The organism is Sphingobium sp. ZW T5_29 (genome assembly GCF_044987515.1).
Classification (GTDB): Bacteria; Pseudomonadota; Alphaproteobacteria; order Sphingomonadales; family Sphingomonadaceae; genus Sphingobium.
Window position 1 is genome coordinate 80,116 of sequence record NZ_JBJDRM010000003.1, and the last position, 23,575, is coordinate 103,690.

Here is a 23,575-nt window from a genome sequence, read left to right on the forward strand (position 1 = left end):
GCCATGGATAAAGTGCAGATTTCCACCGGCGGGGCTGGACAGGCGATAGACGTCAAAACTTTTGGTTCACTTCGCCCGGCAAGCAGACGAACGAAGGCAGCAACTCATTCTCCCGTGTCAGGTCCTGACGGCGCGCCGCGCGCGATCCACTCATGCGCGGGGTCATTGGCGAACACCCAGTCGCGACGCGGGCCAGCCATGACGTTCAAATAATAAAGGTCGTAGCCGTGCGGCGCGCCGACGGGATGGTAGCCGCGCGGCACCTGCACCACGTCACCGTCTTCAACGGCCATGGCCTCGTCGATCGAGCGGTCGTCGGTGTAGACCCGCTGAAAGGCAAAGCCCTGCGGCGGCGACAGGCGGTGATAATAGGTTTCCTCAAGGAAGGTTTCTTGCGGCCATGCGTCTCGATCATGCTTGTGTGGCGGATAGCTCGACCAATGGCCGCCGGGAGTGATGACTTCCACGACCAGCAGGCTTTCCGCATCGCCTGCGTCATCCAATATGTTGCGCACGAAACGCTGGTTTGTGCCCTGCCCCCGCGTTTCCAACCTTACGTCCTCGGGCGCGATGACACGCGGACGACGATTGCCACCGCCCGGAGCGGTGCAGATCGCGACTTCCGCGTCGCTCGCTGCCCGGATGCTGTAGAAGGTCCCTGCGGGGACATAGGCCGAGGTCGCAGGTCCGGCGAATACATCAGCCCGCCCACCAATCCGCTCGAAGCACTCCTCTCCGGCGGTCACATCAACGATGCCGGACAGGATGACCAGGCATGCTTCGCGGCCCTCTTCACCCCCGTCATAGACTTGCCCCGCGGCAAGACGGACAACCTTGAAGCCAACATAGCGCCATCCTGCGCTTTCCGGCGTGATGTCGAGCACCACGCCCTGCGCATCGGGTTCATGGCTTCGGACCTTGAGGCTCATGCCGCCAGCCCCACTTCAGCCGCGATATTTTGCAGCGTACGCAGGCCCAGCTGCTGATAGGTGTAGGGATTGGCCAGAGCCGGGTCCTGTTCCGCCTCGACGACGATCCATCCGTCATAACCGACGCTGGCGAGGGCGCCCAGGAACGGCTCATAATCATAGACGCCATCACCCGGCGCGGTGAACATTCCGCTGACGACGCCATCAAGGAAGCTCGCACCGCCAGCCCGGAGGCGATTATACCGGTTCCGCCGCACATCCTTGCAATGGACGTGGCTCACCCGCTCGGGCCGTTCGCTTATGACCTTCAGCGGATCGATGCCGCCGCAGAGCGAATGGCCCGTGTCGAGCGTCAATCCGACATGATCGCCCGTCACCTCGAAAAAGCGTTGCAGCTCATCGCCGGTTTCCACCACCGTGCCCAGATGATGATGATAGGCGAAACGCAGCCCGCGCTCATTCACATAGGCGGCGACCGCGTTCAGCCGCGCTCCAAACTGTTCCCACGCCTGATCGTCGATCCGGGGATGGGCGTCGAGCGGTCGGGAGCGATCGCAATGGATCGCGTTCGATGTCTCAGCGGCGATGAAGACCTGCGACCCCATCGCCTCCAGCAAGGCGAGGTGATCGGCCATCGCCTCGATCTCGGCGTCGGCGTCCCGAACCAGCAGATTGGTGGAATACCAGCCGCCGATGATTTCCAGCCCGTGCGAGACCATGATGGGCTGAAGGGTGGCGGCATCACGCGGGAACTTGCAGCCAAGTTCCACCCCCTCGAAACCGATCTGCCGTACTTCGTTAAGCAGCGTGTCCAGCGTGATGTCGCCCCCAAGTTCGGGCATGTCGTCATTCGCCCAGGCGATCGGGCTTACGCCCCAGCGTATCGTCATGGCATTTGCCTCTTCTTCATATCCTCATAGCGGGCACGCGCCTCAACGACTTCCGCGCGAGCCGACACCTGCGGCACCGCGACATCCCACCAGTGCCCCCCCGATTGCGTCGTGATTGCGGGGTCGGTTTCCAGCACGATGACATAGCTGCTGCGTGACGCGGCGGCGCGACCCAGCGCCTCTTCCAGCGCCGCGATGCCCGACACCTTTTCCGCTTGCGCGCCAAGGCTGCGGGCATGGGCAGCGAAATCGACAGGCGGCAGAACCTCTTGCCTGGAATCCGCGAGCAGATTGTTGAACGGCCTGCCGCCAGTCGCCTGTTGCAAGCGGTTGATGCAGCCATAACCGCCATTGTCGAGCAGCACGACGGTGATCTTCATTCCCAGCATGACCGAAGTCGCAAGCTCGGAATTCAGCATCAAATAGCTGCCGTCACCGACCAGTACAAAGACCTCCCGGCTGGGATCGGCCATCTTGACCCCCAGGCCACCTGCAATCTCATAGCCCATGCAGGAAAAGCCATATTCGACATGATAGCCGCCCGGCTTGCGAACGCGCCACAGCTTGTGCAGCTCACCCGGCAAGCCCCCGGCGGCACAAACGACGACGGCGTTGTCGGGCGCATTGCGCGATACCGCGCCGATCACCTGCGCATCGGAAGGCAGCGCGTCCGATGGCGCCATGACAGCGTCCGCCGCATGGTTCCATTCGGCCCGCGCGGTTTCGTTAGCGTCCTCCCAGGCCTGCGGCACACGCCACTTGCCCAGCGATAGGGCCAGCTCTTCTATCACTTCACGCGCATCACCCACGACGCTCTTGGCCCCATGCTTGTGCGCATCGTGCGCGGCCACATTGACCTGGAACAGTTGGGCCGGGAACAGCGTGCGCGATCCGGTCGTGAAATCCTGCAACCGGGTGCCAAGGCCAATCACCAGATCAGCCTCCCGCGCCGCACGATTGGCGGCGCTGGTGCCGGTAACGCCGATCGATCCCAGCGCCTGAGCGTGGCTGGCGACCAGACTGCCCTTGCCCGCCTGCGTTTCCGCGACCGGAATGCCGGTGGCTTGCGCCAGCGCCGCGAGCGCCTCTTCGCCCCGGGAATAAAGAACGCCACCGCCCGCGACGATCAGCGGCCGCTGCGCCGCGCGAATTGCCTGCAGCAGCGCACTGAACTCGCCCACGTCCGGATGAGGACGCCGCTGCCGCCACAGGCGCGGCTCAAGGAAGCTGACCGGGCAGTCGAAAGCCTCCGCCTGAACATCCTGGCATAGCGACAGCGTGACCGGGCCGCACCGTGCCGGGTCCATCATCACTGCCATGGCGCGCGGCGCGGCGTCCAATATCTGTTCGGGCCGAGTGATACGGTCGAAATAGCGGCTGACCGGGCGGAAGCAGTCGCTTGCGCTCACCGTCCCGTCGCCGAAATCCTCTATCTGCTGAAGCACCGGATCGGGCAAGCGACTGGCATAGACGTCGCCGGGCAGGAACAGCACCGGCAGACGATTCACATGGGCAAGCGCAGCGGCGGTCACCATATTCGTGGCGCCCGGCCCGATTGATGTCGTGCACGCCATCACGCGCTGACGACGGTTGGCCTTGGCAAAGGCGATGGCGGCATGCGCCATCCCCTGCTCATTATGCGCGCGATAGGTGGGAAGGGCGTCGCCGATCTCCGCCAGCGCCTCTCCGACGCCCGCGACATTGCCATGTCCGAAGATTGCCCACACCCCGGCGAAGAAGGGTTGTTCCGTGCCGTCAATGTCGATGCGTTGCGCCGCCATCCACCGCACGAGCGCCTGCGCCATCGTCAGCCTGATGGTTTCTCCGCTCATGATGCTGTGTCCTGCCTTGCGTCGCGCCACGCCCGCGCCAGCACGCTGAAGCTGGCCGCCATCTGTGCGATGGCCGTGTCGTCGTCAATCTCGTCCTTGAACCAGCGCATGGCGGGCTCCACCCATATGGTGCGGCCAACGGCAAAGCCCTTGACCATCGGACTGTTGGCCGTTGCGGCAAAGCCGGCCAGCAGCGTCTCTTCATCCGATGCCAGCCCCAGCAGCAATATGCCCCGGCAATAGGGGTCGTTCGCCGCTATGACCTTTTCAATCGCCGTCCAGGTGGCAGGATCGACCGCGGGTTCCAGCTTCCACCAGTCGGGATAAACGCCCAAGCCGTAGATGTGTTCGATTACCTGCGCGACGGTATCGCTTTCGACCGGGCCGTTCTTGGACGCAATGACTTCCAGCAACATCTCGTGACGGGTGGCCCGGCACGCTTCGAACAGGCTCAATATCTGCCGATCCTGTTCGGCGCGAAGGTCCGCCGGATCGTCGGGATGATAGAAGACCAGGCATTTGACGACATGGTCGAGCGGCCAGTCGGCAAGGATCGTCGCGGCTTCCCGCCCACCTTCGAACCGCAGCGGACGCGACCCCGGCAACTCGATCGGACGGCCGATCCAGTAGCGCCCACCAGCCGCGCCTTCCAGCGCAGAACGGCCATAGCGCCCATCAGCGAGCAGGCCGAAACCATCTTCGCCCCCCGCAACCTGCGCCATGGCGCGCAACGCCAGCTCCTTGAACTCGGTTACTCGATCCAGATTGTTGGTGCCAAGCTCTTCGACAAGCTCATCAAACTGGGCGCGATGGTCGATCGCCAGCACGGTCAGTTTGTCATAGCCGGTCAGGCGGTTGGTCGCCCAATGGACATGCTCCAGCGCCGCACTGTCGCGTAACCGCAGCGGCCAGTCATTGCGGGAGAGAAACACGCGCAACTCCTCCGCGCTCGGCTGGGCCGGAGCGCAGCCATGGCGTGACACCACGATGGCGCCGCACGCATTGCCATAGGTGCAACACTGCTCAATGCTCTCGTCGCGCAGCCAACCGCGCAGGAATCCCGCCATGAACGCGTCCCCCGCGCCCAAAACGTTGAAAACCTCGATCGCAAAGCCCTTGCCGACAACACCTTGATCCAACTGATCGGGCACCCCCGCCGGGAAAGCGACGCATCCATCGGGACCTCGTTTGCACACCAGAAGCGCGCCGCTGTTCTCGCGGATATTGCGCAAGGCGGCGACCGTGTCGGTCGTTCCACCCAGGATATGGATTTCCTCTTCCGTTCCGACGATCAGGTCGCATAGCGGCAGAACTTGCTGCAGCTCCTGCGTGACCTGCGCGTTGGAAACGAAACGGTCCTCGCCATTATCCTTCGACGCCAACCCCCACAAAACCGGGCGGTAATCGATGTCAAAGACCACGCGCCCGCCAGCCGCCTTGATTGCGTGCACCGCTTTCAGCGTCGCGGCGCGGACATCCGGTTGCGACAGATGGGTGCCGTTGATCAGCAACGCCCGTGCAGACGCCACATAGCCAGGATCGATGTCTTCCTCGCACAGCGCCATGTCGGCGCAGTTTTCGCGGTAGAAGATCAGCGGAAAGCTTTCAGGGTCTCGAATGCCCAGGATGACGAGAGCCGTCAGCCGCTCCGGATCATTGACGACCCCCGTCACGTCCACGCCTTCCGCCTCCAGCTGCTGCCGGATGAAACGACCCATATGGTCCGAACCGACCCGGGTGATGATGCCGACATCAAGGCCCAACCGCGCCGCGCCGATGGCGCTGTTCGTCGGACTGCCACCCACATATTTGGCGAACGAACCCATATCTTCCAGCAGACCGCCGACCTGCTCGCCATAAAGGTCCACACCCGAACGGCCGAGGGTGATAAGATCGAGCGCACGCACGCCAGTCGAAAAGCCGCTCATTGCTCACCTGCCACGTGCATCGGGACCGTGGACGCGGCATCCTTCCCGTTCAATTCATTCAGAACGTCAGCGACGATCCCGCGACTTTGGAACTGGAGCGCCAGCCGTTCGGCATCCGTCAACAGATGAACCATGCACACGAACACAAGGTCGTTCTGCGGATCACACCAGAACCAGCTACCTGCCGCACCATCCCAGAAGTATGTATCACGCCCAAGACGAACATCCGCCTTTTCCGGGTCAGTGACCACTATGCCGTTATAGGCATATTCATAGCCGGGACGCAGTCCGTGCGGAGCGCTGCCAAAATCCCCCGTCAACAGATGATCGGGCGTGTGGCTGCGCATCATCCATTCGGCAGCTTCCCGGCTGATGATCCGGTTGCCGTCCAATTCTCCCTTACCCAGCAGCATCCGTCCAAAGCGAAGATAGTCGGCTGCGGTGGACATAAGGCCGCCTCCACCGGATGCCAGCAGCGGCTCTCTGTCACAGGGCGGGATCAGGTCGCTGGGCGAAAGGCCCGCGACATTATCATAATGCAGCCGCTCGGAACCGTGCTCCATTTCCACCAGCGCATCGCCCGCCAGCGAGTAAAGCGTAGCCAGCCGGTGACGCTTTTCGTCCGGCACGATGAAGTCGGTATCGACCATCCCCAGAGGCTCGAAAATCCTCTGGCGCATGAAATCGCGCAGGGTCATGCCGCTCAGCCGTTCGATGACGAGGCCCTGAACATCCATCGATACGCCATATCGCCAGCCCGTGCCCGGATGAAAAGCCATTGGCACCCGGGCCAGACGGGCCAGATATTCTTCCGCGCTGACACTGTGAGGAATAACCGGCACATGCGCCGCGCGGAAAAGCTGGTCCACCGGTTCGTCGGTAAAGCCATAGGTGAACCCGGCCTGATGCGTCATCAGATGTTCCAGCGTCGGCTGCACGGTCGGCGGCGCCAGCATTGGAGCCTCAGCGGTGGATCCAGCCTCCAGCACTTGCAGACCGGCAAGCTCAGGGAGATGGTCGGCAATCAAATCAGAAGGAGACCATTTGCCCTCGTCCCACAAGATCATCATCGCGGCCGCCGTTATCGGCTTCGTCATGGAATAGATCCTGAAGATACTATCCTGCCGCATCGCATCACGGGTCGCGACGTCACGCGAGCCGAGAGCTGATCCATGCACAAGGGAGTTCCCGTGCCATGCCGCCGTCACGGCGCCGCTCAGCAAGCCGCGCTCGATAACGTCCTCGAAGAGACTGTCTACAGTCCGCCACGCATCGGCCGGGGGCGCTACACTATCTCCCGCAAATACAGCGTCCCCGCCAATCGGCTGCCCCACCATTCCTCTCCTATGGAAATTACATTCCACTTTATATTGGATCAGAACCTGTAGTGCAATAGCTCAAATAGTAGGTTGCAAGCTTTTTGCGGGCTGTTCGGCTGCCGTAGCTTCGTCGCGCAGTGCCGCCATGCCGATTGCAAGCGATTGTGCCAGGCACATGGACGCGGCCAGAGAACGGAAACCCCGCACCTCCGATTCGCGGACCTGGAGGATCAAATCGGCCTCCTTCGCAATGGGACCGATGACGCTGTCGGTAATAGCTATGACGGGGCACTGGCCTTTTGCAGCCTCCACGAGGCTCAGAGTTTCGTGGCTATAGGGGGCAAAACTGATGGCCAGCATCAGGTCGCCGGCGCGAAGGCCGCCAACCTGCTGAAGTTGTAGCCCGGCAAGGCCATCCACGAGCACGGTCCGCTTCCCCGCTTGCCCCAACATATAGGCAAGATAGGTCGCCACCGGAAATGACCGGCGGAAGCCTGCTACGAACACGGTTTCGGCCTTATGAAGCATCTCGATCGCTTCGGACAGTTCCCGGGAACCCAATGCATGATTGAGATTTTCCAAGGCCAGAATATTGCCTTGGACGAATTCCGACAAAAGTTCGCGGGGGCCTTCCGGCTCGTCAGAGGTTGAATATCGGTGCTGGCGAATACGTTCGGCATAACCGACGGAACGATCTTCGCGCAGCAGGCCTTCTCGCACCAGGCGCTGCATTGGGCTGGCGCCAGAAAAGCCGAACGCCTGTGCGAAGCGAACGATGGCGGACGGCTGCACATTGCTACGCTCCGCGACTACCGCCAATGTCTCGAACGCGATGTCGTTGGGCTCTTCAAGAATGTGCCGCGCTATACGCTGCAGGCGATCACTCAACTCATCATAACGCGCGCGGATCGCTTCCAGCAAATCCTCCAACTCGCGCGGCTGTTCTATTTTTTCTGACATTGAAGCTTCCCCGTAAATTAGACTTTGGAGCGGTCAAAATGCGTCGCTCAACCCAAGCTGATCCTCGCTTGGAATTTACCTTACGAACCGTAAAAAACAATTCCAGCTTTTCCAACTGCAGGTCGAGCAGCGATGCGCGCGCTCATCCCAGCGTCCGCATCTACGTGGAAGGCGTTTATTATGGCCGTTCCCAAGGCGGCATCATGGCGTGACCGTGAAACGCAACTTCTGATTGTTCTGGAACGGCGAGCGCGTCGTCTTATGCAACCGCTCGCGTCGCGCGCGCCTTTTTCATCCGTGGCGTCCGTTGAAGCCATGCTGATGTTTGAAGAGACGACGCTCCACACAGCCCTCGTCACACCCATTGCACGGCTGCGCTTCGATCAGGCAAAGCCCGGCAGAGGCGCGATCAAGCGGGTCATGCGCATTGCCGCGATAGCCATCCAACAAGCAATTTCGGCCACGGCTCCACCGACCGCCCTGGTGCGAAGCCTATACCAAAGCCATGGCCGCCTTCAGGGAACAGGTGAGTCTCGCAATTCACCCCGACAGAACGGAGCGACGAACGAAGCAGCAGCGCATTTTCGACGGGCACCGACGGATCGTCTTCGGCGTGGACGATGAACGTGGGAGGATTGTCAGGCTGGACGTGAAGATAGGGCGAGCGGGCGATTTCGCACGCTGCGTTCGCGTTCGGCCCCAGCAGATTGTTGCGCACCCCATCGTGCCGGTATGGAGTTTGCATCGTGGTCGCCGGGTAAATAAGGGCCGCAAGGTCCGGTTTCGCGCTAAACCCATCTGCCGCATCGACCGGACTATATACCGCCTCATTCTGGATCATCAGTTCGGCGCAGAGATGCCCGCCCGCCGAGAATCCCAACGCGCACAGCTTTTTCATGGGAAGGTTCAACGCGGCGGCATGGTGGCGGATGACGCGTATTGCACGCTGGGCGTCACATAGCGCGACATCGGCGCCTTCCGCCCACCCGTCGCATGGCAACCGATATGTCAGGACGAACGCGCTATAACCGTGATCGGCAAGATGGCGAGCCACCTCATAACCCTCGTTGTCAATGGCGAGGCGAGCGTAGCTGCCGCCCGGCATGACAAGCACGGCGGACCCATTCGGCGTGGCGGGCCGAAAGACGTCCAGTCGCGACCGCCGAATGCCGGAAATCATTCTGTTCGGTCTGCCTTCAATGGCGCTCGTGTCCCAGACCTGCTCGTCGAGAAGTTCTGGAGCATTGATCAGGTCGGCGGGCCAGATTTCCATATACTCTCCGGCGTCATTCATGTCGGCTAAGCAGCGGCATACACCTTCGAGGCGCTCCCGACCAGCAAGGCCGCCATTGCCGCACCCGTGCGTGCTTTCCTGTCCTACCTTTTATGCTCTCCCGTCCAGGCGAAATAGAATGAGCCCATATATGCTGACATGGTGAAGGGTTCCGACACTGAACTGGCACGATATGGAGAGGCGAGATGTTCCTGAAGAATTGCTGGTATGTCGCCGCCTGGAGCGGCGAGATCGGGCGTACGCTGTTGGAGCGTCAGATCTGCAACGAATCCATCGTCCTGTATCGCACCGAGCATGGCGATCCAGTGGCGCTCGGCAATGTCTGCCCGCACCGCTTCGCGCCGCTGAGCGCAGGCAAGCTGATCGGCGATGATATACAGTGCGGCTATCACGGCTTTCGCTTCGGCGCGTCCGGCAACTGCACCAAAACGCCGCTGATCGATGGCATCATACCGGCAAAGATGCGGACCAGGCGTTACGCCGTCGTCGATCGCTTCGACATGATCTGGCTCTGGCTCGGAGACCCGGACCAGGCCGACGAAAGCGCGATCCCTGATTTCGCGTGCAACAACGATCCGTCCTTCCGCCGGATAGAGGGCATGATGGAGGTCGCGGCCAATTACGAGCTGATCAGCGACAATCTCCTAGACCTTACCCATGCCGAGTTCGTCCATGAAGGCATTCTCAACAGCGCGGCGCTGACCCGGAGCAAGCTGGAAACACTGCAAAGCGGGACGACCATATGGTCGAACCGCTGGGCACATGACGGCGCCGCTCCGCCCGCCTGGGCCGCCGCTTTCGACGACTATGCCGACAATGTCGATCACTGGGCCTATATGCGCTGGGACCCGCCGGGCAACCTGCTGCTGGACGTCGGCGTGACCCCGGTCGGCAAGACCCGCGACGAGGGCGTCTGGCTCTATGGCTGTGACATGCTGACGCCAAAGGATGCGACGTCCAGCTGGTATTTCTGGTCCTTCGCCCGCAACTACAAGGTGGACGATCCATCGGTCGACTATATGTGGCGCGCCGCGATTGAGATCGCCTTCGTCGGGCAGGACAAGCCCATGCTGGAACAGCAGCAGCGCATGATGGGAAGCCGGACACTGGATGAGATGGGGCCGGTGATGGCATCGGCCGACGTTGCCGCGACCCGCGCCCGGCGCATCATGAAGAAGTTGATCGCCGAGGAAGCCGAAGGCGCGACGCCGCGACCCGACGCGGAGCCCCCCCTTGCGCTGCTGAAGCGCAAAGCCTCTACCCGGCTGCCGGTCGAACCCGTGGTCTGAGGCGCGCCATGACGAAGCTGGCCGACGGGCTGACGCTCGAAATCACGTCGCGCACGATGCTCACCCCGGATATCGTGCGGATCGATCTTGCGCGCGCGGATGGCGGCAGCCTGCCGCCCTTCACGGCGGGCGCGCATATCGACATCCTCGTCGATGACGGGCTGGTGCGGCAATATTCGCTCTGCAATCCTCCGGCGGAGCGGCATCGCTACCAGATCGCCGTGCTGCGCGAGCCGCAGTCACGCGGAGGATCGGCCATGGTGCACAAGGCCTTCCATCCGGGCCGGCAAGCGATCGTCGGCGCGCCACGCAACCTCTTTGCGCTCGCTCCGGACGGCGGCCGCCACATATTGATCGGCGGGGGGATCGGCATCACGCCGATCGTTTCCATGGCTGCCGCGCTAGCGGAAGGCGGCGCGCCGTTCGAGCTTTTCTATTGCTGCCGAACGCCGGAAAATGCCGCCTTCGGCAGCACGGTGGAGGCGCTGGGGGGGCGTATCTGTTTCAGCCGTCATCCCGGCGCTGCTCCCCTCGACATGTCCGTGGCGCTCGCGTCGCCTGGCGCTGACACGCATGTCTATGTGTGCGGGCCAGCCGCTTTCATGAACAGCGTCCGGGAAGAGGCGCTGCGACTTGGCTGGGCCGAAAGCCGTATCCACCGCGAGTTGTTCCAACCTGCCGAGCCGCTGACAGACGAAGGCGACCAGCCCTTCGACGTCCGCATCGCCAGCACTGGGGCGACCTTCACCATCCCGCCGCGCGCGTCGGTCGCCAGCGTGCTGACCGATGCGGGCATCGACGTGCCGGTAAGCTGCGAACAGGGCGTATGCGGCACGTGCGTCACCGCCGTGCTGGACGGCGTGCCCGATCATCGCGACAGCTATTTGACCGATGAGGAGCGGGCGGAAGGAAAGCTGTTTACCCCTTGCTGTTCACGCGCGCGGTCACCGTTGCTGCTTCTGGACCTCTGACCCAACGTCTTTGTGGCGCGCCGCCTGCTTGCCCGCTATCATCGCGATGAAAAGGCGCGATCGACAGCGCGGGAAGGAGACGGACGCGCGTGCATGGATGCAGCTATCACCTGTCGACCGCGACCGTGAACGGCTCGCCCGCCTTCGACCACTGGCATGGGCAGGTGCAGGCGCTGGTAACGCCTATCGACATTCGCGTCCCCGATCGTGCGGCGTTTCGGGGGGAATTGCGCCAGCAGGACATTGGCGAGGTCCAGTTTTCCGTCATCGACGCGACACGTCAGGAAGGGGTGCGCGACACCAGCGGTCCTCATGGCGCATCGTCGCGCTTCGACCTCGTCTATATGCGCAGCGGCGGCATCACACTGCGCCAGAACGGGCGCGAAGCCTCTCTGGGCGCGGGCGAAGCCTTGCTGTTCAGTCACCTCGACGACTTCCGCTTCCTCACGTCGGAATTTTCCGAAGCCTATTTGGTTGCGCTGCCCAGCGCCTGGATCGAACGCTGGTTGCCGGACCCATATGCCTGCACCATTCGCCCCCTGATCGGCACATCCCGCTGGGGTGCGGCGATGGACGGATTGCTGCGCAGCATCGCGATCGCCGTCAAGGAGGGGCGGCCTCTGCCCGCTCATATCGTGGGAGATCAATTGGGCGGGTGCCTCGCGCTTATGTGCGAAGGGATAGCGGGCGAAGAAACCACCTATCGGCGGCGACTGATGCATCAGTTGAGGCGCACGCTGGCCAGCCGTTTCGCGGATCCGGATCTGACCCCCGCTGCCATCGCCGCACAGCACGGCATTTCCGTGCGCTATCTCCATAGCCTGTTCGCCGCCACCGGCAGCAGCGTCGGTCGCGAACTGCGATCGATCCGGCTGGCGCGCGTGCGCGCGATGCTGGAAGACGTCGCGTGCCGCAGCCTTACCGTCAGCGAAATCGCATATAGCTGCGGTTTCAACGATCCGGGCTATCTGGCGCGCTGCTTCGCGCAGGAATATGGGCGGTCGCCGACGTCGTTCCGGCAGGCGTAAATTATACGGACGGAATGTTCCGCTTCACCTCGCCATCGATATCATGACCGACGCCATCCCCGACGGCAGCGCGCGGGGCTTGTCGATTGTCACCTCCACCTGCCGCACGCGGTCGAAGGCCAGGCACGACCGCGCCAGTTCGGCGCCAAAGGTCTCGATCAGCCCGATCCGCTTTTCCGCCAGCATCCGCGCCAGTTCATGGACGCGGCGATAGTCTATCGTCGCGCCCAGCATGTCCTCCGTCACCGGATCGACCAGCAGCGTGATGCTGACCACCAGCGGCTGGAACGTACCGATCTCGTCCGGGTTGATGCCGATATCGGCCATCAGCGGCAGGTCGCGCACGGCGACCCGCGTGGTGGAGCAGGATTCAACCAAGGGCCGCCGCCCGCTTGGCCGCCTGTACCGTGTTGGCAAGCAGGCAGGCGATGGTCATCGGCCCCACTCCGCCGGGGACCGGCGTCACCGCCCCGGCATGGCCCAGTTCGTCAAAGGCGCAATCGCCCACCAGCCGTTCCTTTCCGTCGCCATCCGTCACGCGTGTGATGCCCACATCGATCACGACCGCGCCCGGCTTTACCCAATTCCCCCGGACGAGCAGTGGGCTCCCGGCGGCCGCCACGACGATATCCGCCGCGCGCACGATGTCCGGCAGGTCCTTGGTGGCGATATGTGTCACCGTCACCGTGCACTCCCGTTCGAGCAGCAGCATGGCGACCGGTTTCCCGACGATATTCGACTTGCCGATCACCACGGCATTCAGCCCGCGATAATCCTTCACCACCGTGTCGAGCAGCCGCATGCAGCCAAGCGGCGTACACGGCACCAGCCCGCCGATCCCGGTCGACAGCCGCCCGACATTGACCGGATGGAACCCGTCCACGTCTTTGGCCGGATCGATAGCGTCCAGCACCCGGGTCGCGTCGATCTGTTTGGGAAGCGGGAGCTGAACCAATATGCCGTGGACGCCCGGGTCCGCATTCAGCGATGCGATCAGCCCAAACAGATCGGCCTGCCCGATCGACGCGTCCAGCCGGTGCTCGATCGACCGCATGCCCGCCGCCTCCGTCTCCTTGACCTTGCGCCTGACATAGACCTGGCTGGCTGGGTCTTCCCCGACCAGAACCACCGCCAGCGTCGGCAGCACGCCGGTCCGCGCTCTCAATTCTGCCGCCTGCCGGGCCGTGTTCGCGCTCATTTCGCGGGCCAGCGCTTTGCCGTCGATTGTCGTGGCCATGCGCGGTTCAGTTGCGGAAAACGACTGTGCGGCTGTCATTGACCAATACCCTGTCTTCCAGATGATAGGCGACCGCCGTCGCCAGCACGCGCCGTTCGATGTCGCGGCCCTTGCGCACGAGGTCTTCGGGGCTGTCGGCATGGCTGATCCGCTCGACATCCTGATGGATGATCGGCCCTTCATCGAGGTCGGCCGTCACATAATGCGCGGTCGCGCCGATCATCTTCACGCCCCGCGCATGCGCCTGGTGATAGGGTTTGGCGCCCTTGAATCCCGGCAGGAAGCTGTGGTGGATGTTGATGCAGCGGCCCGAAAGATAGGCGGCCAGATCGTCCGACAATATCTGCATGTATCGGGCCAGCACGATCAGTTCCGCACCGGTTTCCTCGACCACCGCCTTGATCTGCGCTTCCTGTTGCGCCTTCGTCTCTCTCGTGACCGGCAGGTGATGATAGGGAATGTCCCCGATCATCGTCGTGTTGAGCGCCGACATCGGGTGGTTCGACACGATGCCCACGACGTCCATCGACAGTTCGCCGATGCGGTTGCGATAGAGCAGGTCGCCCAGGCAATGGTCGAACTTCGACACCAGCAACAGCACGCGTCGCCGCTCCGCCGCGTCGCGCAGGCTCCATTCCATGCCGTGATCGTCAGCCACCGGACGGAAAGCGGCGCTCAGCCTGTCGATGTCGTCCCACGGTTCGGCCAGTTCAGCCACGACCCGCATGAAGAACAGGCCGCTCTCCCGATCGTCGAACTGCTGGGCCTCCAGGATATTCCCCCCGTGCGATGCGAGGAAGGCGGCGACGGTAGCGACCAGTCCCGGCCGATCGGCGCAGGATAAAGTCAGGATGCAGGTCTGGGTCAATCGATCCCCCTTTGGAATATGTGCGTCAATTCTGGTTCGCGCGATGCTGCCCGATCCACTCCGCCGTCCGCGCCAGGCCGCCGAACGGATAGAAATGCAGGCGCACCGGTCCATGGCCGGGACGCAGGCCGGCGGCGATGTCGCCAACCAGCCGGTCAGGCCCCGCTGCGCCCAGCAGGCGCGACAATGAAATGCCATATTTGGCGAGCACCGCCGCCGACGCGCCGACCCCGCAATGCGTGGCGAAGCGCAGCAGCGTCTTGATCCCCGCCGGTCCCGGCACGCCGATCCGCACCGGGGCGTCGATCCCCCGTTCCCGCAGCGCGATCAGCCAGTCGAGCACCCGCGCCGCGTCGAACCCGAACTGGGTAACGATCAGCGGCGCCATGCCGCGATTGGACACCTCAGCGCATTTCATGGTCAACGCCGCCCAACAGGCATCTTCGTCCATGACCGGATGGCCTTCGGGATGCCCGGCGATGCCAATCGCCTTCACACCATGCGCGTCGAAGAGGCCGGTGCGCAGCAACGACAGCGTATCCTCGAACGGCCCAGCGGGGACAGGAGGATCGCCCGCCACCAGAAACATGCGCTGCACGCCTGCTTCTTCGACGGAGAGCCGTATCGTCTGTTCCAGCTCCTCATAGGATGCGATCCGCCGAGCCGACAAATGCGACATGGGTTCGAACCCCAGGTCGCGCACCAGCTTCGCCGCATCAATTCGCGCATCGATGGTTTCGCCCGGCAGGAAAGTGATGGCGATTGGCGTTTCGGGCGCAAGACTGGACGCGGCCGTCCGTAGCGCCTCACAATCCTTGGCGGTGATCTCGATGGAATAGCCATCCGTGATTCGCGTGGGGATATGCTGTGCCCAATTGGGGTGGATCGTCGCCGCGCCCGCCATGATCGCTCTCCTGAAGTATCCCGGTCGTGCCGGACGGCGTCAGCCGCCCGATCTTTTTGCGAATTCCTCTCTAGCCCTATTTGATAAATTCGTATATAAGAAATTTCATGGATACGAATTCAATCTGATGGTGATGATGTCCGTCGAAGCCGCCAAACCTGTTTTCCTGCCCGGCCTGCTATGCGATTCTCGGGTTTTCGCTGCGCAGATGCGGCGCTTTCCCGATGCGTTCGTGATCGACGGATTCGGCGCCTGCGACAGCATTGCAGCGATGGCTCGGCGCGTGATCGCCACGGGTCCCGACCGAATGTCGCTGCTTGGCCATTCGATGGGCGCGCGGGTCGCGCTGGAGGTCATTCGGCTTGCGCCGGAGCGTGTCGAAAGGCTCGCGCTGGTCAGCACCGGCACGCACATGATCCGCCCCGGCGAAGCGGAAAAACGCCACGCCCTGCTCGCGCTGGGCCAAGAACAGGGCGCAGCCGCGCTGATCGACCGTTGGCTTCCGCCGATGGTCGCGCCTGCCCGGCGGGCCGATCAGGCGTTGATAATGCCGCTGCATCGCATGGCGGTGGAGGTGGGGATAGACACCTACGCCGCGCAGATCGCCGCCCTGCTCGCCCGCCCGGAAGTCGAATGTCTGCTGCCGCGCATCGCTTGCCCGACGCTGGTCGCCGTTGGCGAGGACGATGAATGGAGCCCGCCCGAACAGCACCGCTTCATCGCCGACCGCATCCCCGGCGCGCACCTGAAGATCATCGCCGGGTCGGGCCACATGCTGCCCGTCGAGGCGCCTGACGCCCTGAACGAAGCCATAGCCGACTGGCTGGAAACGCCCGCCGGTTCCATCATCACAATGGGAGAAGATGAATGACTGACAGCCTGCAAACTCTGGTAGAAGGACAGGATGACCTGGTGCACTTCCTGCGCAACCAGCAGACCGGGCCCAACGCCTATCCGGGCGTACCCGCGGAATATTCCAACTGGCGCAACGAACAGAGCGCATGGGCGCAGAAGGCTGTCCTGTTCAACCAGTCCTATCACATGGTCGATCTGGAAGTCAGCGGGCCGGACGCCTTCGCCATGCTGAACCATCTCGGCATCAACAGCTTCAAGGGCTTCATTCCCGATCGCGCCAAGCAATGGGTGCCGGTCACGCCCGACGGTTACGTCATCGGCGACGTCATCCTCTTCTACCTTGAGGAAAACCGCTTCAATCTGGTGGGCCGCGCTCCCGCCATCGAATGGGTGGAATATCATGCCCAGACCGGCAAGTGGAACGTCACCGTCGCACGCGACGAACGCACCGCCGTTCGCCCCGACCCGGAAAACCGCAAATCCTACCGCTACCAACTGCAAGGCCCCAACGCCATGAAGACGCTGGAGGCCGCGATGGGAGAGACCCCGCCCGATCTTAAATTCTTCCACATGACGACGCTGGACATCGCCGGTTGCAAGGTGCGTGCTCTGCGCCACGGCATGGCGGGCCAACCGGGCTATGAACTTTTCGGTCCCTGGGCTGATCGGGAAACGGTACGCCAGGCGCTGATCAAGGCAGGCGAACCCTTCGGCTTGACCCTGGTCGGTGGCCGCACATACTCGTCGAACACGCTTGAATCGGGCTGGATTCCTTCCCCCCTGCCCGCCGTCTACAGCGGCGAAGCGCTCAAGCCCTATCGCGAATGGTTGACCGCCAATTCCTATGAAGCGAAGGCGTCGATCGGCGGCAGCTATGTCCCCGACAGCGTCGATGGCTATTATCTGACACCCTGGGATCTGGGGTACGGCCCCTTCATCAAGTTCGACCATGACTTCATCGGACGGGAAGCGCTGGAAAAGATGGCGGACCAGCCACACCGCAAGAAAGTGACGCTGGCGCTCGACAGCCAGGACGTTGCTCGCGTCATCAGTTCGGCCTTTCAGAAGGGCGACCGCGCCAAATATTTCGAATTCCCCTCGGCGGTTTATTCCATGCACCCGTTCGACGCCGTGCTCGTCGATGGCAAGCAGGTCGGCCTGTCGACTTGGGTCGGCTATAGCGCGAATGAAGGCCGCATGCTGACGCTGGCGATGCTGGACGCCGAATATGCGGAACCCGGCACGAAAGTGACGCTGCTGTGGGGCGAACCGGACGGCGGCACCAGCAAGCCGACGGTCGAACCCCATATTCAGGTCGAGATCCACGCCACTGTCAGCCCCGCGCCTTATTCCGAAGTCGCGCGCGACAGCTACGCGGATGGCTGGCGGACCCGCAAGACCGCCTGACCATCCAACCGGCGGGGCGTTTTCTCCCTGGCGCCCCGCCGGATCTTTTTAAACTTGCTCGGCTCGCGCCACGTTCACCTCAAGCTATGTCGAACAGCGCCGCCGTCCGCGTCAGCGCAGCGACGACCCGCCGGTCCAGTTCCTCATCCAGCCGCACGACCGGCACGGCGACACTGAACGCGCCCGCCACCTCGCCGTCCACCCGCGCCGCATAGGCAAAGCCACAGATTCCTGGCGTGCTTTCCTCCCGCGTACGCGCGACGCCCGTCTGCCGGACCAGCCTGACCTCCTCCCGCAACGCATCCGCGTCCGTAATCGTCGTGGGGGTCAGCGCCTCGCGATGGCTTTCCTCCAGATAGCGTTCGAACGCATCGTCCGGCAGCGCCGCCAGCAGCGCCTTGCCCGCCGAAAAACAATGGAGCGGCGTGCGGCGGCCCGTCTGCACGGCATAGCGCAGCGCATGATCGCTGGTCTCGGTCACCAGCGCCTCCATCTCCCAACCCTGCCGCGCGAAGAAGGAACTGGTCTCGTTCAGCTGGACACGCAGCGAGCGCACCAGCGGCGCGGCCCGTTCGGCGAGCGAAAAGGCCGGGGCTGGCCCCTGTAGTCGGGCCAGCCCCGGCCCTGGGCTATAACGCCGCCCCTCGCGTTGAAGATAACCGCGCTCCGTCAGCGTCCCGAGCAAGTAAGACAGGCTACTGACCGGGATAGACAGCGCCTGCGCGATCTCCTGCGCCACCAGCGGGCGGCGGCACGACACGACATATTCGATGATGTCGAGGGTGCGCATGGCGGATTTGACGGTCGGCGAAAGCGTTTGTTCGTTCATCGGCGGAGTGTAGCATCCGAAACGAAATCGAATAGCCTCACCCCGAAAAGATCAGCGAACCCCTGCGCTCCAGGAAGCGCCATCCTTCCGCGGTGCGCGTGAACCGATCGTGGAACGATCCGACCAGCGGCGCGCCGGGGCCGGTGAACAGCAGCATGGCGCTTTCTCCCACCGCCCGATCGGCGCTCAGCACGTCGATGACGACATTGGCGCAGACATGGCGCGTCGCGCGCGGCGATCGCGCCAGAAAGGCCGCCAATATCGCATCGCGGCCCGCGATCGGCCGATCGGGCGCGCTGGGGCGAACCAGCAGCCCTTCCTCGGCAAACAGGGCAGCCGCAGCCTCCCATTCCGCCCCGTCGTTCAGATTGGCATAGTAATGGACCAGCCGGGCGCAATCCCATTCGATCGCCCTGCGCGCCTCCGCATCCAAAACGCTCACGCCCTCTCCAGCACGACATGGCCGACGGCCGTGTTCGACGCGGGCACATGATAGAAGCGATGGACCTCGTTCACCGCATCGCCCAGCGCGCCGCGCATCACCAGCCACATGATGAGCTCTATCCCTTCCGACCCCGCCTCACGCAGATAGTCATAATGGGTGAGCTTTCGCAGCGCCTGGGGATCGGTGGTCAGATTTTCCAGAAACGCCTGGTCGAACGGCTTGTTGATAAGGCCAGCGCGCTTGCCCTGCAACTGGTGGCTCATGCCGCCAGTGCCCCACACCTGCACGTTCAGGTCTTCGGGAAAGCTGGCGACCGCCCGCGCGATCGCTTCGCCCAGCCGCCAACAACGGTCGCCCGATGGCGGCGGAAACTGGGTGACGTTGACCAGCACCGGGATCACCCGCGTCGGCCATTGCCCGACCTCTCCGAACAGCAGCGACAACGGCACGGTCATGCCATGATCGACATCCATGTCGTTGAGGATGGTCATATCGAATTCGTCGATAATCAGGCTTTCGGCGATGTGCGCCGCCAGTTCGGGATGGCCCTGGACCATTGGCACGGGGCGGGCGCCCCACCCTTCGTCCGCCGGGCGATACCGTTCCGCGCATCCGATTGCGAAGGTCGGCACCACTTCCAGCATCAGGCTGGTCGCATGGTCGTTGAACACCAGGATGACGACGTCGGGTCTGGCGTCCTTCTGCCATGCGCGGCTCTTTTCATATCCCGCGAACAGCGGCGCCCAGTAAGGCTCCTGCGTTTTCCCAAGGTCGATGGCCGCGCCGATCGCGGGCACATGGCTGGTCGCCACCCCTGCGGTGATGCGCGCCATGTCAAAACCTGCCGCTGATGGATCGGACGCCGTCTGGCGACCGGCCGCCGGTCATCATCATCGCCGTATAATCCTCTACCGAAAGGTCCGTCATCGTGCTGACCGCCTGCGCGGCGCTGATGCCGTCGCAGCTGGCGATCTTGACCAGGAAATAGAAATTTCCGTCCAGCGCGATCAGCCCGCCATAGTCGCGGCGCAGCACCGCGTCCCGCTGTTCCCCGGTCACACCGAAGCGATCGAGATAGCCCGGTTCGTCCGCCTTGAACGCCGAACGGTTTTCCGCCTTCATCAGCGACATGCAGAAGCGATGGAGATGGTAGGCCCGCCGCGACGAGGCGATGGTGAAGATCGTCGTCCCGGGAATGTCCGCAAGATCCGCCTTGTCGTAACCCGCGCACTCCACGTTCAACGCCTCCTCATCATCATCGTCACGCAATGGACGGCGGCCCGTCGCTGTCGCGACCGCCGCCGTTCCTTCGCCGGGGACCCCCCGGCCCCCATCAAAGATAAAGCTGAGGATTGATCGGGATGTTATTTTCCCGGCAGTAGCTCTCATAATGGTTGATGAACCACCACACGTCGGCGGTCTCCACGAACTGGCCTTCCTCGTCGTAAAATTCGATCGGACCCTGCATCCATCCCCACAGCTTGCCGCCCTGCGGATGTTCGCTGACCAGCGTGTGCCGTTCGCCCGGCACTTCCAGGAAGAAGTCGCCCGGTCCTGCCACCCAGTCATGCTCCAGATAGCGCAGGCTGCCCTCCAGGCACATCATGACCAGGCGCCCGCGATGTTTGTGGGTGCCAACGACGCCCGGTCCCTTCAGCCAGAGCACGTTGCAGTAGATGTTCTGGCGGACGTCGAAGGCCAGGTGGCGAATGGCGGCGTTGGGGCCAAAGGGCACCCACGGGCTTTCCGCCTCCGAGGGCCCGATGAAGCTGCCCTTGACGCCATGCGCGTCGATCACATGGGCAAGGTTTTCGGGCACGTCGACGATCTTGAAAGCGGTGGAAGGCGGGGCATTCATAATGCTGGACATGATGATATTATCCTGTTTTCCGCGGGGGGGTAATCAGAACTGCACGCCCAGCCTGGCGTACCATTCGGCGGGACGGTTGTAGGTGCCGTAGAATTGCCCCCCGGCAATCTGCGCCTGACCCGTGGTCAGGAAGCGTTCGTTGAAGATGTTCGTGCCGCCCACCGTGACGCTGTACCGATCGTCGGGCAGTCGCAGCGTGACATTGGCGTTGACCACGTTCGACGCCTTGCGGTCCAGAATGAACGTGCCTTCGGTATCGTTGCGCATGCGCGAGGTGTAGGTCCAGTCGGCCAGCATGATGATCTTCGCGCCGCTGCCGCCCACGTCCAGTTCGACGCGCGGGCTGACATTGACTTTCCAGTGCGGTGTCTTGGGCAGTTCGGCGCCCACGAACACGCCTCCCTGGATCACGCTGGGGGCCACGACGGCGCCCGGCAATACATCGGTATATTTCGCGTCGATATAGCCGACCGAAGACGTCAGGGTAAAAGCGCGGACCGGCGCGAACACCGCTTCGGCCTCAAAGCCCCGGATCCGGGCGTCGCCCGCATTCTGGATGGTCGGCGACACGCCCTGCTGGAAGTTCAGCTGGATGCCCTTATAGTCGGTCGTAAAGGCTGCAAAGTTCAGTTGCAGACGCCGGTCGAGCAGCTTCGACTTGAAACCGACTTCCCAGGTCGTCGCCTTTTCCTCGTCAAAGCTCGGCGCATCGGGCAACGGGTTCGACAGACGCGTGGTCCATCCGCCGGTCTTGTATCCCTTCGACCAGGACGCATAGGCCATGAAGTCGTCGCTGGGATAAAGCTGCACGCCGATCTTGGGGGAGAAATTGTCGAACGTCTTGCGGTTCTCGCCACCGGGATAAAGTTGCAGCGGCGCGTTGGCGTTGGGGAAGCCCCCGGCGATGCGGCAATCGTCGCTGATCGGCGTCAGCGATGCGCAGGCAGGCACGCCGAACCCATTCAGGATCTTGTAGGTCAGGCCGTTGAGGTCCGTCTGGAACCCTTCGAAAGACTTTTTTTCCTTCGTATAGCGAGCGCCGACGGTAATGCCGACAAGGTCGATCGGCTTGAAGTCGAGCTGACCGAATATCGCGCCATTCTTGGTGTTGAGGAGATTGTTGCCATCGATCGACAACAGTCCTTCACCAAAGGTCACATATTCGTGGAGATTACCCGATTCGCTGAAATAATAGGCGCCCAGAACATATTTAAGGCGATCATCCAGCGCATTCCCCAAAAGTTGGAGTTCCTGGCTGAACTGCTTCTGGTTCATCTCGAAACTGATCTGGAGCATGTTGAGCGGCGAACCGTCATTGTCCAGACCCGCCTTCCAGTGCAGTTCGCGATAGGCGGTGATCGATTTCAGCGTCAGGCTGTCGGACAGATCATATTCGATCGTTCCCGCCCCGCCATAGGACTGCATGCGCGAAAAGTTGGAGCCGGTCGCATAGCTGCTGTCCTTGTCCCCGGTGACGAAGCGATTGTCATAAGGCAGCCGGTTGTTATCGGGGTTGGCGTCTGCATTGACGCCGAAGATCGCGGGCAAGTCGAACAAGCCCGAACGGCCGGCGCGCCGATATGCATAGGCGAAGGACGGCGGTCCATTGCCGCAGCCGGTCGACTGCCCCGCGATAGCGCAGTTATAGCTGCCCGCAAAAACGTCGAAAGCGCCGCCCGCGACATTGGGCGTGGTCGCCAGCAGCGTGTTGGGCAGCTGTTCCTGCTTGCTGTTGCTGTAATCGCCGCTCAGCGTCACGCGCACCGCGTCGCTCGGCTCCCAGCGCAGCTTGGTGCGCAGGCTCCAGGCATCCTCGCCGCCTTCGCGACCAAGTCCTGCATTTTCGTAACCGCTCGCGGAATAGGCGGTTGCCGGTTCGACCTGATAGGTGCCCGGTTGTGCGCCCGGAAAGGGCTTGCGCTTGAAATAGCCGTTGCGCGTCTTGACTGAGAAGGACACCGAACTCGACAGCGTATCGGCGATCGGAATGTCCGCCGTGCCGCGCGCCTGGAACAGCTTGTAGCTGCCCGTCGTCGCGTCGCCGATGAAGCGGAACTTGTCGCCCGGATCATGGGTGACAATGGAAATCGCGCCGCCGATGGTGTTACGACCGAACAGCGTTCCCTGCGGACCTTTAAGCACTTCGATCCGCTCGACATCGCCCAGTTCCTGGTTCGCGCCGACCGATCGCGCAAGATAGACGCCGTCCAGATAGACACCCACGCCAGGGTCGATATTGAAGGCAAAGTCGTTGGACCCGATACCGCGCACATAGGCGGCCAGCACCGAAGACGACCCGGAAAAGGGCGTTCCTGCATCAAAGGTAACGTTGGGGGCCAGCCCCGACAGCGCGGCAACGCTCTGCACCGCGCGCTCCTGCAAGGCGTCATTGGTGAAGGCGGAAATCGCGATCGGAACCTTCTGCACATTTTCCGAACGGCGCTGGGCCGTCACGACGATGTCCTGGATGCCCCCGGATCGCGATGCGTCCTCCGTAGCAGCCGCCGGATCGGGCGCGGTCGCCGTGTCAGCGGGCGCAGGCGTGGCGTCCTGCGCATAGGCGGGCATCAAAGTCCCGGTCGCTATGGCTAGAACCGACACCACGGGCAATGCGGCTATCATCTTAAACATGGTTCCTCCCCTCGACAATTGACGCTTTTCGCGCTCTTCTTTTCAATGCCAGAAACCCGTCCCTCCTGCTTGCACTGGAGCGCTGCCGA

22 protein-coding genes are annotated in these 23,575 nt (G+C 62.8%); 5 read left to right on the forward strand and 17 right to left on the reverse strand.

Features of this window, described 5'->3' with window-relative positions:
* Positions 1-104 precede the first annotated feature (104 nt).
* From iolB to ACI3KQ_RS03045, 7 genes are all read right to left on the reverse strand, one after another.
* Positions 105-929: a 5-deoxy-glucuronate isomerase gene (gene iolB, locus ACI3KQ_RS03015; protein WP_404954650.1), complete on the reverse strand. Its 825-nt coding sequence runs from the start codon at positions 927-929 to the stop codon at positions 105-107.
* Positions 926-1,819, reverse strand: a complete 894-nt coding sequence (gene iolE / locus ACI3KQ_RS03020; protein WP_404954652.1) for a myo-inosose-2 dehydratase — start codon at positions 1,817-1,819, stop codon at positions 926-928. Before iolE ends, iolB begins: the two co-directional genes overlap by 4 nt.
* Positions 1,816-3,651 (reverse strand): 3D-(3,5/4)-trihydroxycyclohexane-1,2-dione acylhydrolase (decyclizing), encoded by a 1,836-nt coding sequence (gene iolD / locus ACI3KQ_RS03025; protein ID WP_404954654.1) that lies wholly within the window; start codon positions 3,649-3,651, stop codon positions 1,816-1,818. The genes iolE and iolD overlap by 4 nt, the downstream gene beginning before the upstream one ends.
* Positions 3,648-5,579, reverse strand: a complete 1,932-nt coding sequence (gene iolC / locus ACI3KQ_RS03030) for a 5-dehydro-2-deoxygluconokinase (protein ID WP_404954655.1) — start codon at positions 5,577-5,579, stop codon at positions 3,648-3,650. Before iolC ends, iolD begins: the two co-directional genes overlap by 4 nt.
* Positions 5,576-6,916: a serine hydrolase domain-containing protein gene (locus tag ACI3KQ_RS03035; RefSeq protein ID WP_404954657.1), complete on the reverse strand. Its 1,341-nt coding sequence runs from the start codon at positions 6,914-6,916 to the stop codon at positions 5,576-5,578. Before ACI3KQ_RS03035 ends, iolC begins: the two co-directional genes overlap by 4 nt.
* Positions 6,917-6,976: 60 nt before the next feature.
* Positions 6,977-7,828: a MurR/RpiR family transcriptional regulator gene (locus ACI3KQ_RS03040; protein WP_404954659.1), complete on the reverse strand. Its 852-nt coding sequence runs from the start codon at positions 7,826-7,828 to the stop codon at positions 6,977-6,979.
* Between the two features lie 448 nt (positions 7,829-8,276).
* Positions 8,277-9,131, reverse strand: coding sequence for an alpha/beta hydrolase (locus ACI3KQ_RS03045; protein ID WP_404954660.1), 855 nt, complete (start codon positions 9,129-9,131; stop codon positions 8,277-8,279).
* A gap of 206 nt (positions 9,132-9,337) precedes the next feature.
* On the opposite strand from ACI3KQ_RS03045, the gene ACI3KQ_RS03050 reads away from it, so the two are divergent.
* From ACI3KQ_RS03050 to ACI3KQ_RS03060, 3 genes are all read left to right on the forward strand, one after another.
* On the forward strand, positions 9,338-10,441 hold the full coding sequence (locus ACI3KQ_RS03050; protein ID WP_404954662.1) for a Rieske 2Fe-2S domain-containing protein: 1,104 nt from the start codon (positions 9,338-9,340) through the stop codon (positions 10,439-10,441).
* 8 nt (positions 10,442-10,449) lie between these two features.
* Complete coding sequence (locus ACI3KQ_RS03055) at positions 10,450-11,412, forward strand: PDR/VanB family oxidoreductase (protein WP_404954664.1); 963 nt, start codon at positions 10,450-10,452, stop codon at positions 11,410-11,412.
* A gap of 89 nt (positions 11,413-11,501) precedes the next feature.
* Positions 11,502-12,440, forward strand: coding sequence for a helix-turn-helix domain-containing protein (locus tag ACI3KQ_RS03060; protein WP_404954666.1), 939 nt, complete (start codon positions 11,502-11,504; stop codon positions 12,438-12,440).
* A 24-nt stretch (positions 12,441-12,464) separates the two neighbouring features.
* On the opposite strand, the gene ACI3KQ_RS03065 is transcribed toward ACI3KQ_RS03060, so the two are convergent.
* The 4 genes from ACI3KQ_RS03065 to ACI3KQ_RS03080 are packed head-to-tail and all read right to left on the reverse strand — an operon-like array spanning position 12,465 to position 15,449.
* Entirely contained in the window at positions 12,465-12,818 is a 354-nt protein-coding gene (locus tag ACI3KQ_RS03065) for a dihydroneopterin aldolase (RefSeq protein WP_404954669.1), read from the reverse strand.
* Positions 12,811-13,677 (reverse strand): bifunctional 5,10-methylenetetrahydrofolate dehydrogenase/5,10-methenyltetrahydrofolate cyclohydrolase, encoded by an 867-nt coding sequence (locus ACI3KQ_RS03070; RefSeq protein ID WP_404954671.1) that lies wholly within the window; start codon positions 13,675-13,677, stop codon positions 12,811-12,813. Before ACI3KQ_RS03070 ends, ACI3KQ_RS03065 begins: the two co-directional genes overlap by 8 nt.
* Before the next feature lie 7 nt (positions 13,678-13,684).
* Positions 13,685-14,545: a formyltetrahydrofolate deformylase gene (gene purU / locus ACI3KQ_RS03075; RefSeq protein ID WP_404954673.1), complete on the reverse strand. Its 861-nt coding sequence runs from the start codon at positions 14,543-14,545 to the stop codon at positions 13,685-13,687.
* Between the two features lie 25 nt (positions 14,546-14,570).
* On the reverse strand, positions 14,571-15,449 hold the full coding sequence (locus tag ACI3KQ_RS03080; protein WP_404954675.1) for a methylenetetrahydrofolate reductase: 879 nt from the start codon (positions 15,447-15,449) through the stop codon (positions 14,571-14,573).
* Positions 15,450-15,576: 127 nt separating this feature from the next.
* Here ACI3KQ_RS03080 and ACI3KQ_RS03085 point away from each other — a divergent pair, with 127 nt between their 5' ends.
* Both ACI3KQ_RS03085 and desA read left to right on the forward strand, forming a co-directional pair.
* Positions 15,577-16,320, forward strand: coding sequence for an alpha/beta fold hydrolase (locus tag ACI3KQ_RS03085; RefSeq protein WP_404954677.1), 744 nt, complete (start codon positions 15,577-15,579; stop codon positions 16,318-16,320).
* Positions 16,317-17,711 (forward strand): syringate O-demethylase, encoded by a 1,395-nt coding sequence (gene desA, locus ACI3KQ_RS03090; RefSeq protein WP_404954679.1) that lies wholly within the window; start codon positions 16,317-16,319, stop codon positions 17,709-17,711. The genes ACI3KQ_RS03085 and desA overlap by 4 nt, the downstream gene beginning before the upstream one ends.
* Before the next feature lie 79 nt (positions 17,712-17,790).
* Here desA and ACI3KQ_RS03095 read toward each other — a convergent pair whose 3' ends face one another.
* From ACI3KQ_RS03095 to ACI3KQ_RS03120, 6 genes are all read right to left on the reverse strand, one after another.
* Positions 17,791-18,540: an IclR family transcriptional regulator gene (locus ACI3KQ_RS03095; RefSeq protein ID WP_404954681.1), complete on the reverse strand. Its 750-nt coding sequence runs from the start codon at positions 18,538-18,540 to the stop codon at positions 17,791-17,793.
* Positions 18,541-18,577: 37 nt separating this feature from the next.
* On the reverse strand, positions 18,578-18,982 hold the full coding sequence (locus ACI3KQ_RS03100) for a nuclear transport factor 2 family protein (RefSeq protein ID WP_404954683.1): 405 nt from the start codon (positions 18,980-18,982) through the stop codon (positions 18,578-18,580).
* Positions 18,979-19,818 carry a class III extradiol dioxygenase subunit beta gene (locus tag ACI3KQ_RS03105; RefSeq protein ID WP_404954685.1) on the reverse strand — a complete coding sequence of 280 codons (840 nt, stop codon included), beginning with the start codon at positions 19,816-19,818 and terminating at the stop codon, positions 18,979-18,981. Before ACI3KQ_RS03105 ends, ACI3KQ_RS03100 begins: the two co-directional genes overlap by 4 nt.
* Position 19,819: 1 nt before the next feature.
* Positions 19,820-20,254: a protocatechuate 4,5-dioxygenase subunit alpha gene (ligA, locus tag ACI3KQ_RS03110; protein ID WP_404954687.1), complete on the reverse strand. Its 435-nt coding sequence runs from the start codon at positions 20,252-20,254 to the stop codon at positions 19,820-19,822.
* A gap of 64 nt (positions 20,255-20,318) precedes the next feature.
* On the reverse strand, positions 20,319-20,855 hold the full coding sequence (locus ACI3KQ_RS03115) for a 2,4'-dihydroxyacetophenone dioxygenase family protein (RefSeq protein WP_404954689.1): 537 nt from the start codon (positions 20,853-20,855) through the stop codon (positions 20,319-20,321).
* 33 nt (positions 20,856-20,888) lie between these two features.
* Positions 20,889-23,423, reverse strand: a complete 2,535-nt coding sequence (locus ACI3KQ_RS03120) for a TonB-dependent receptor (protein ID WP_404954968.1) — start codon at positions 23,421-23,423, stop codon at positions 20,889-20,891.
* Between the last annotated feature and the right edge of the window lie 152 nt (positions 23,424-23,575).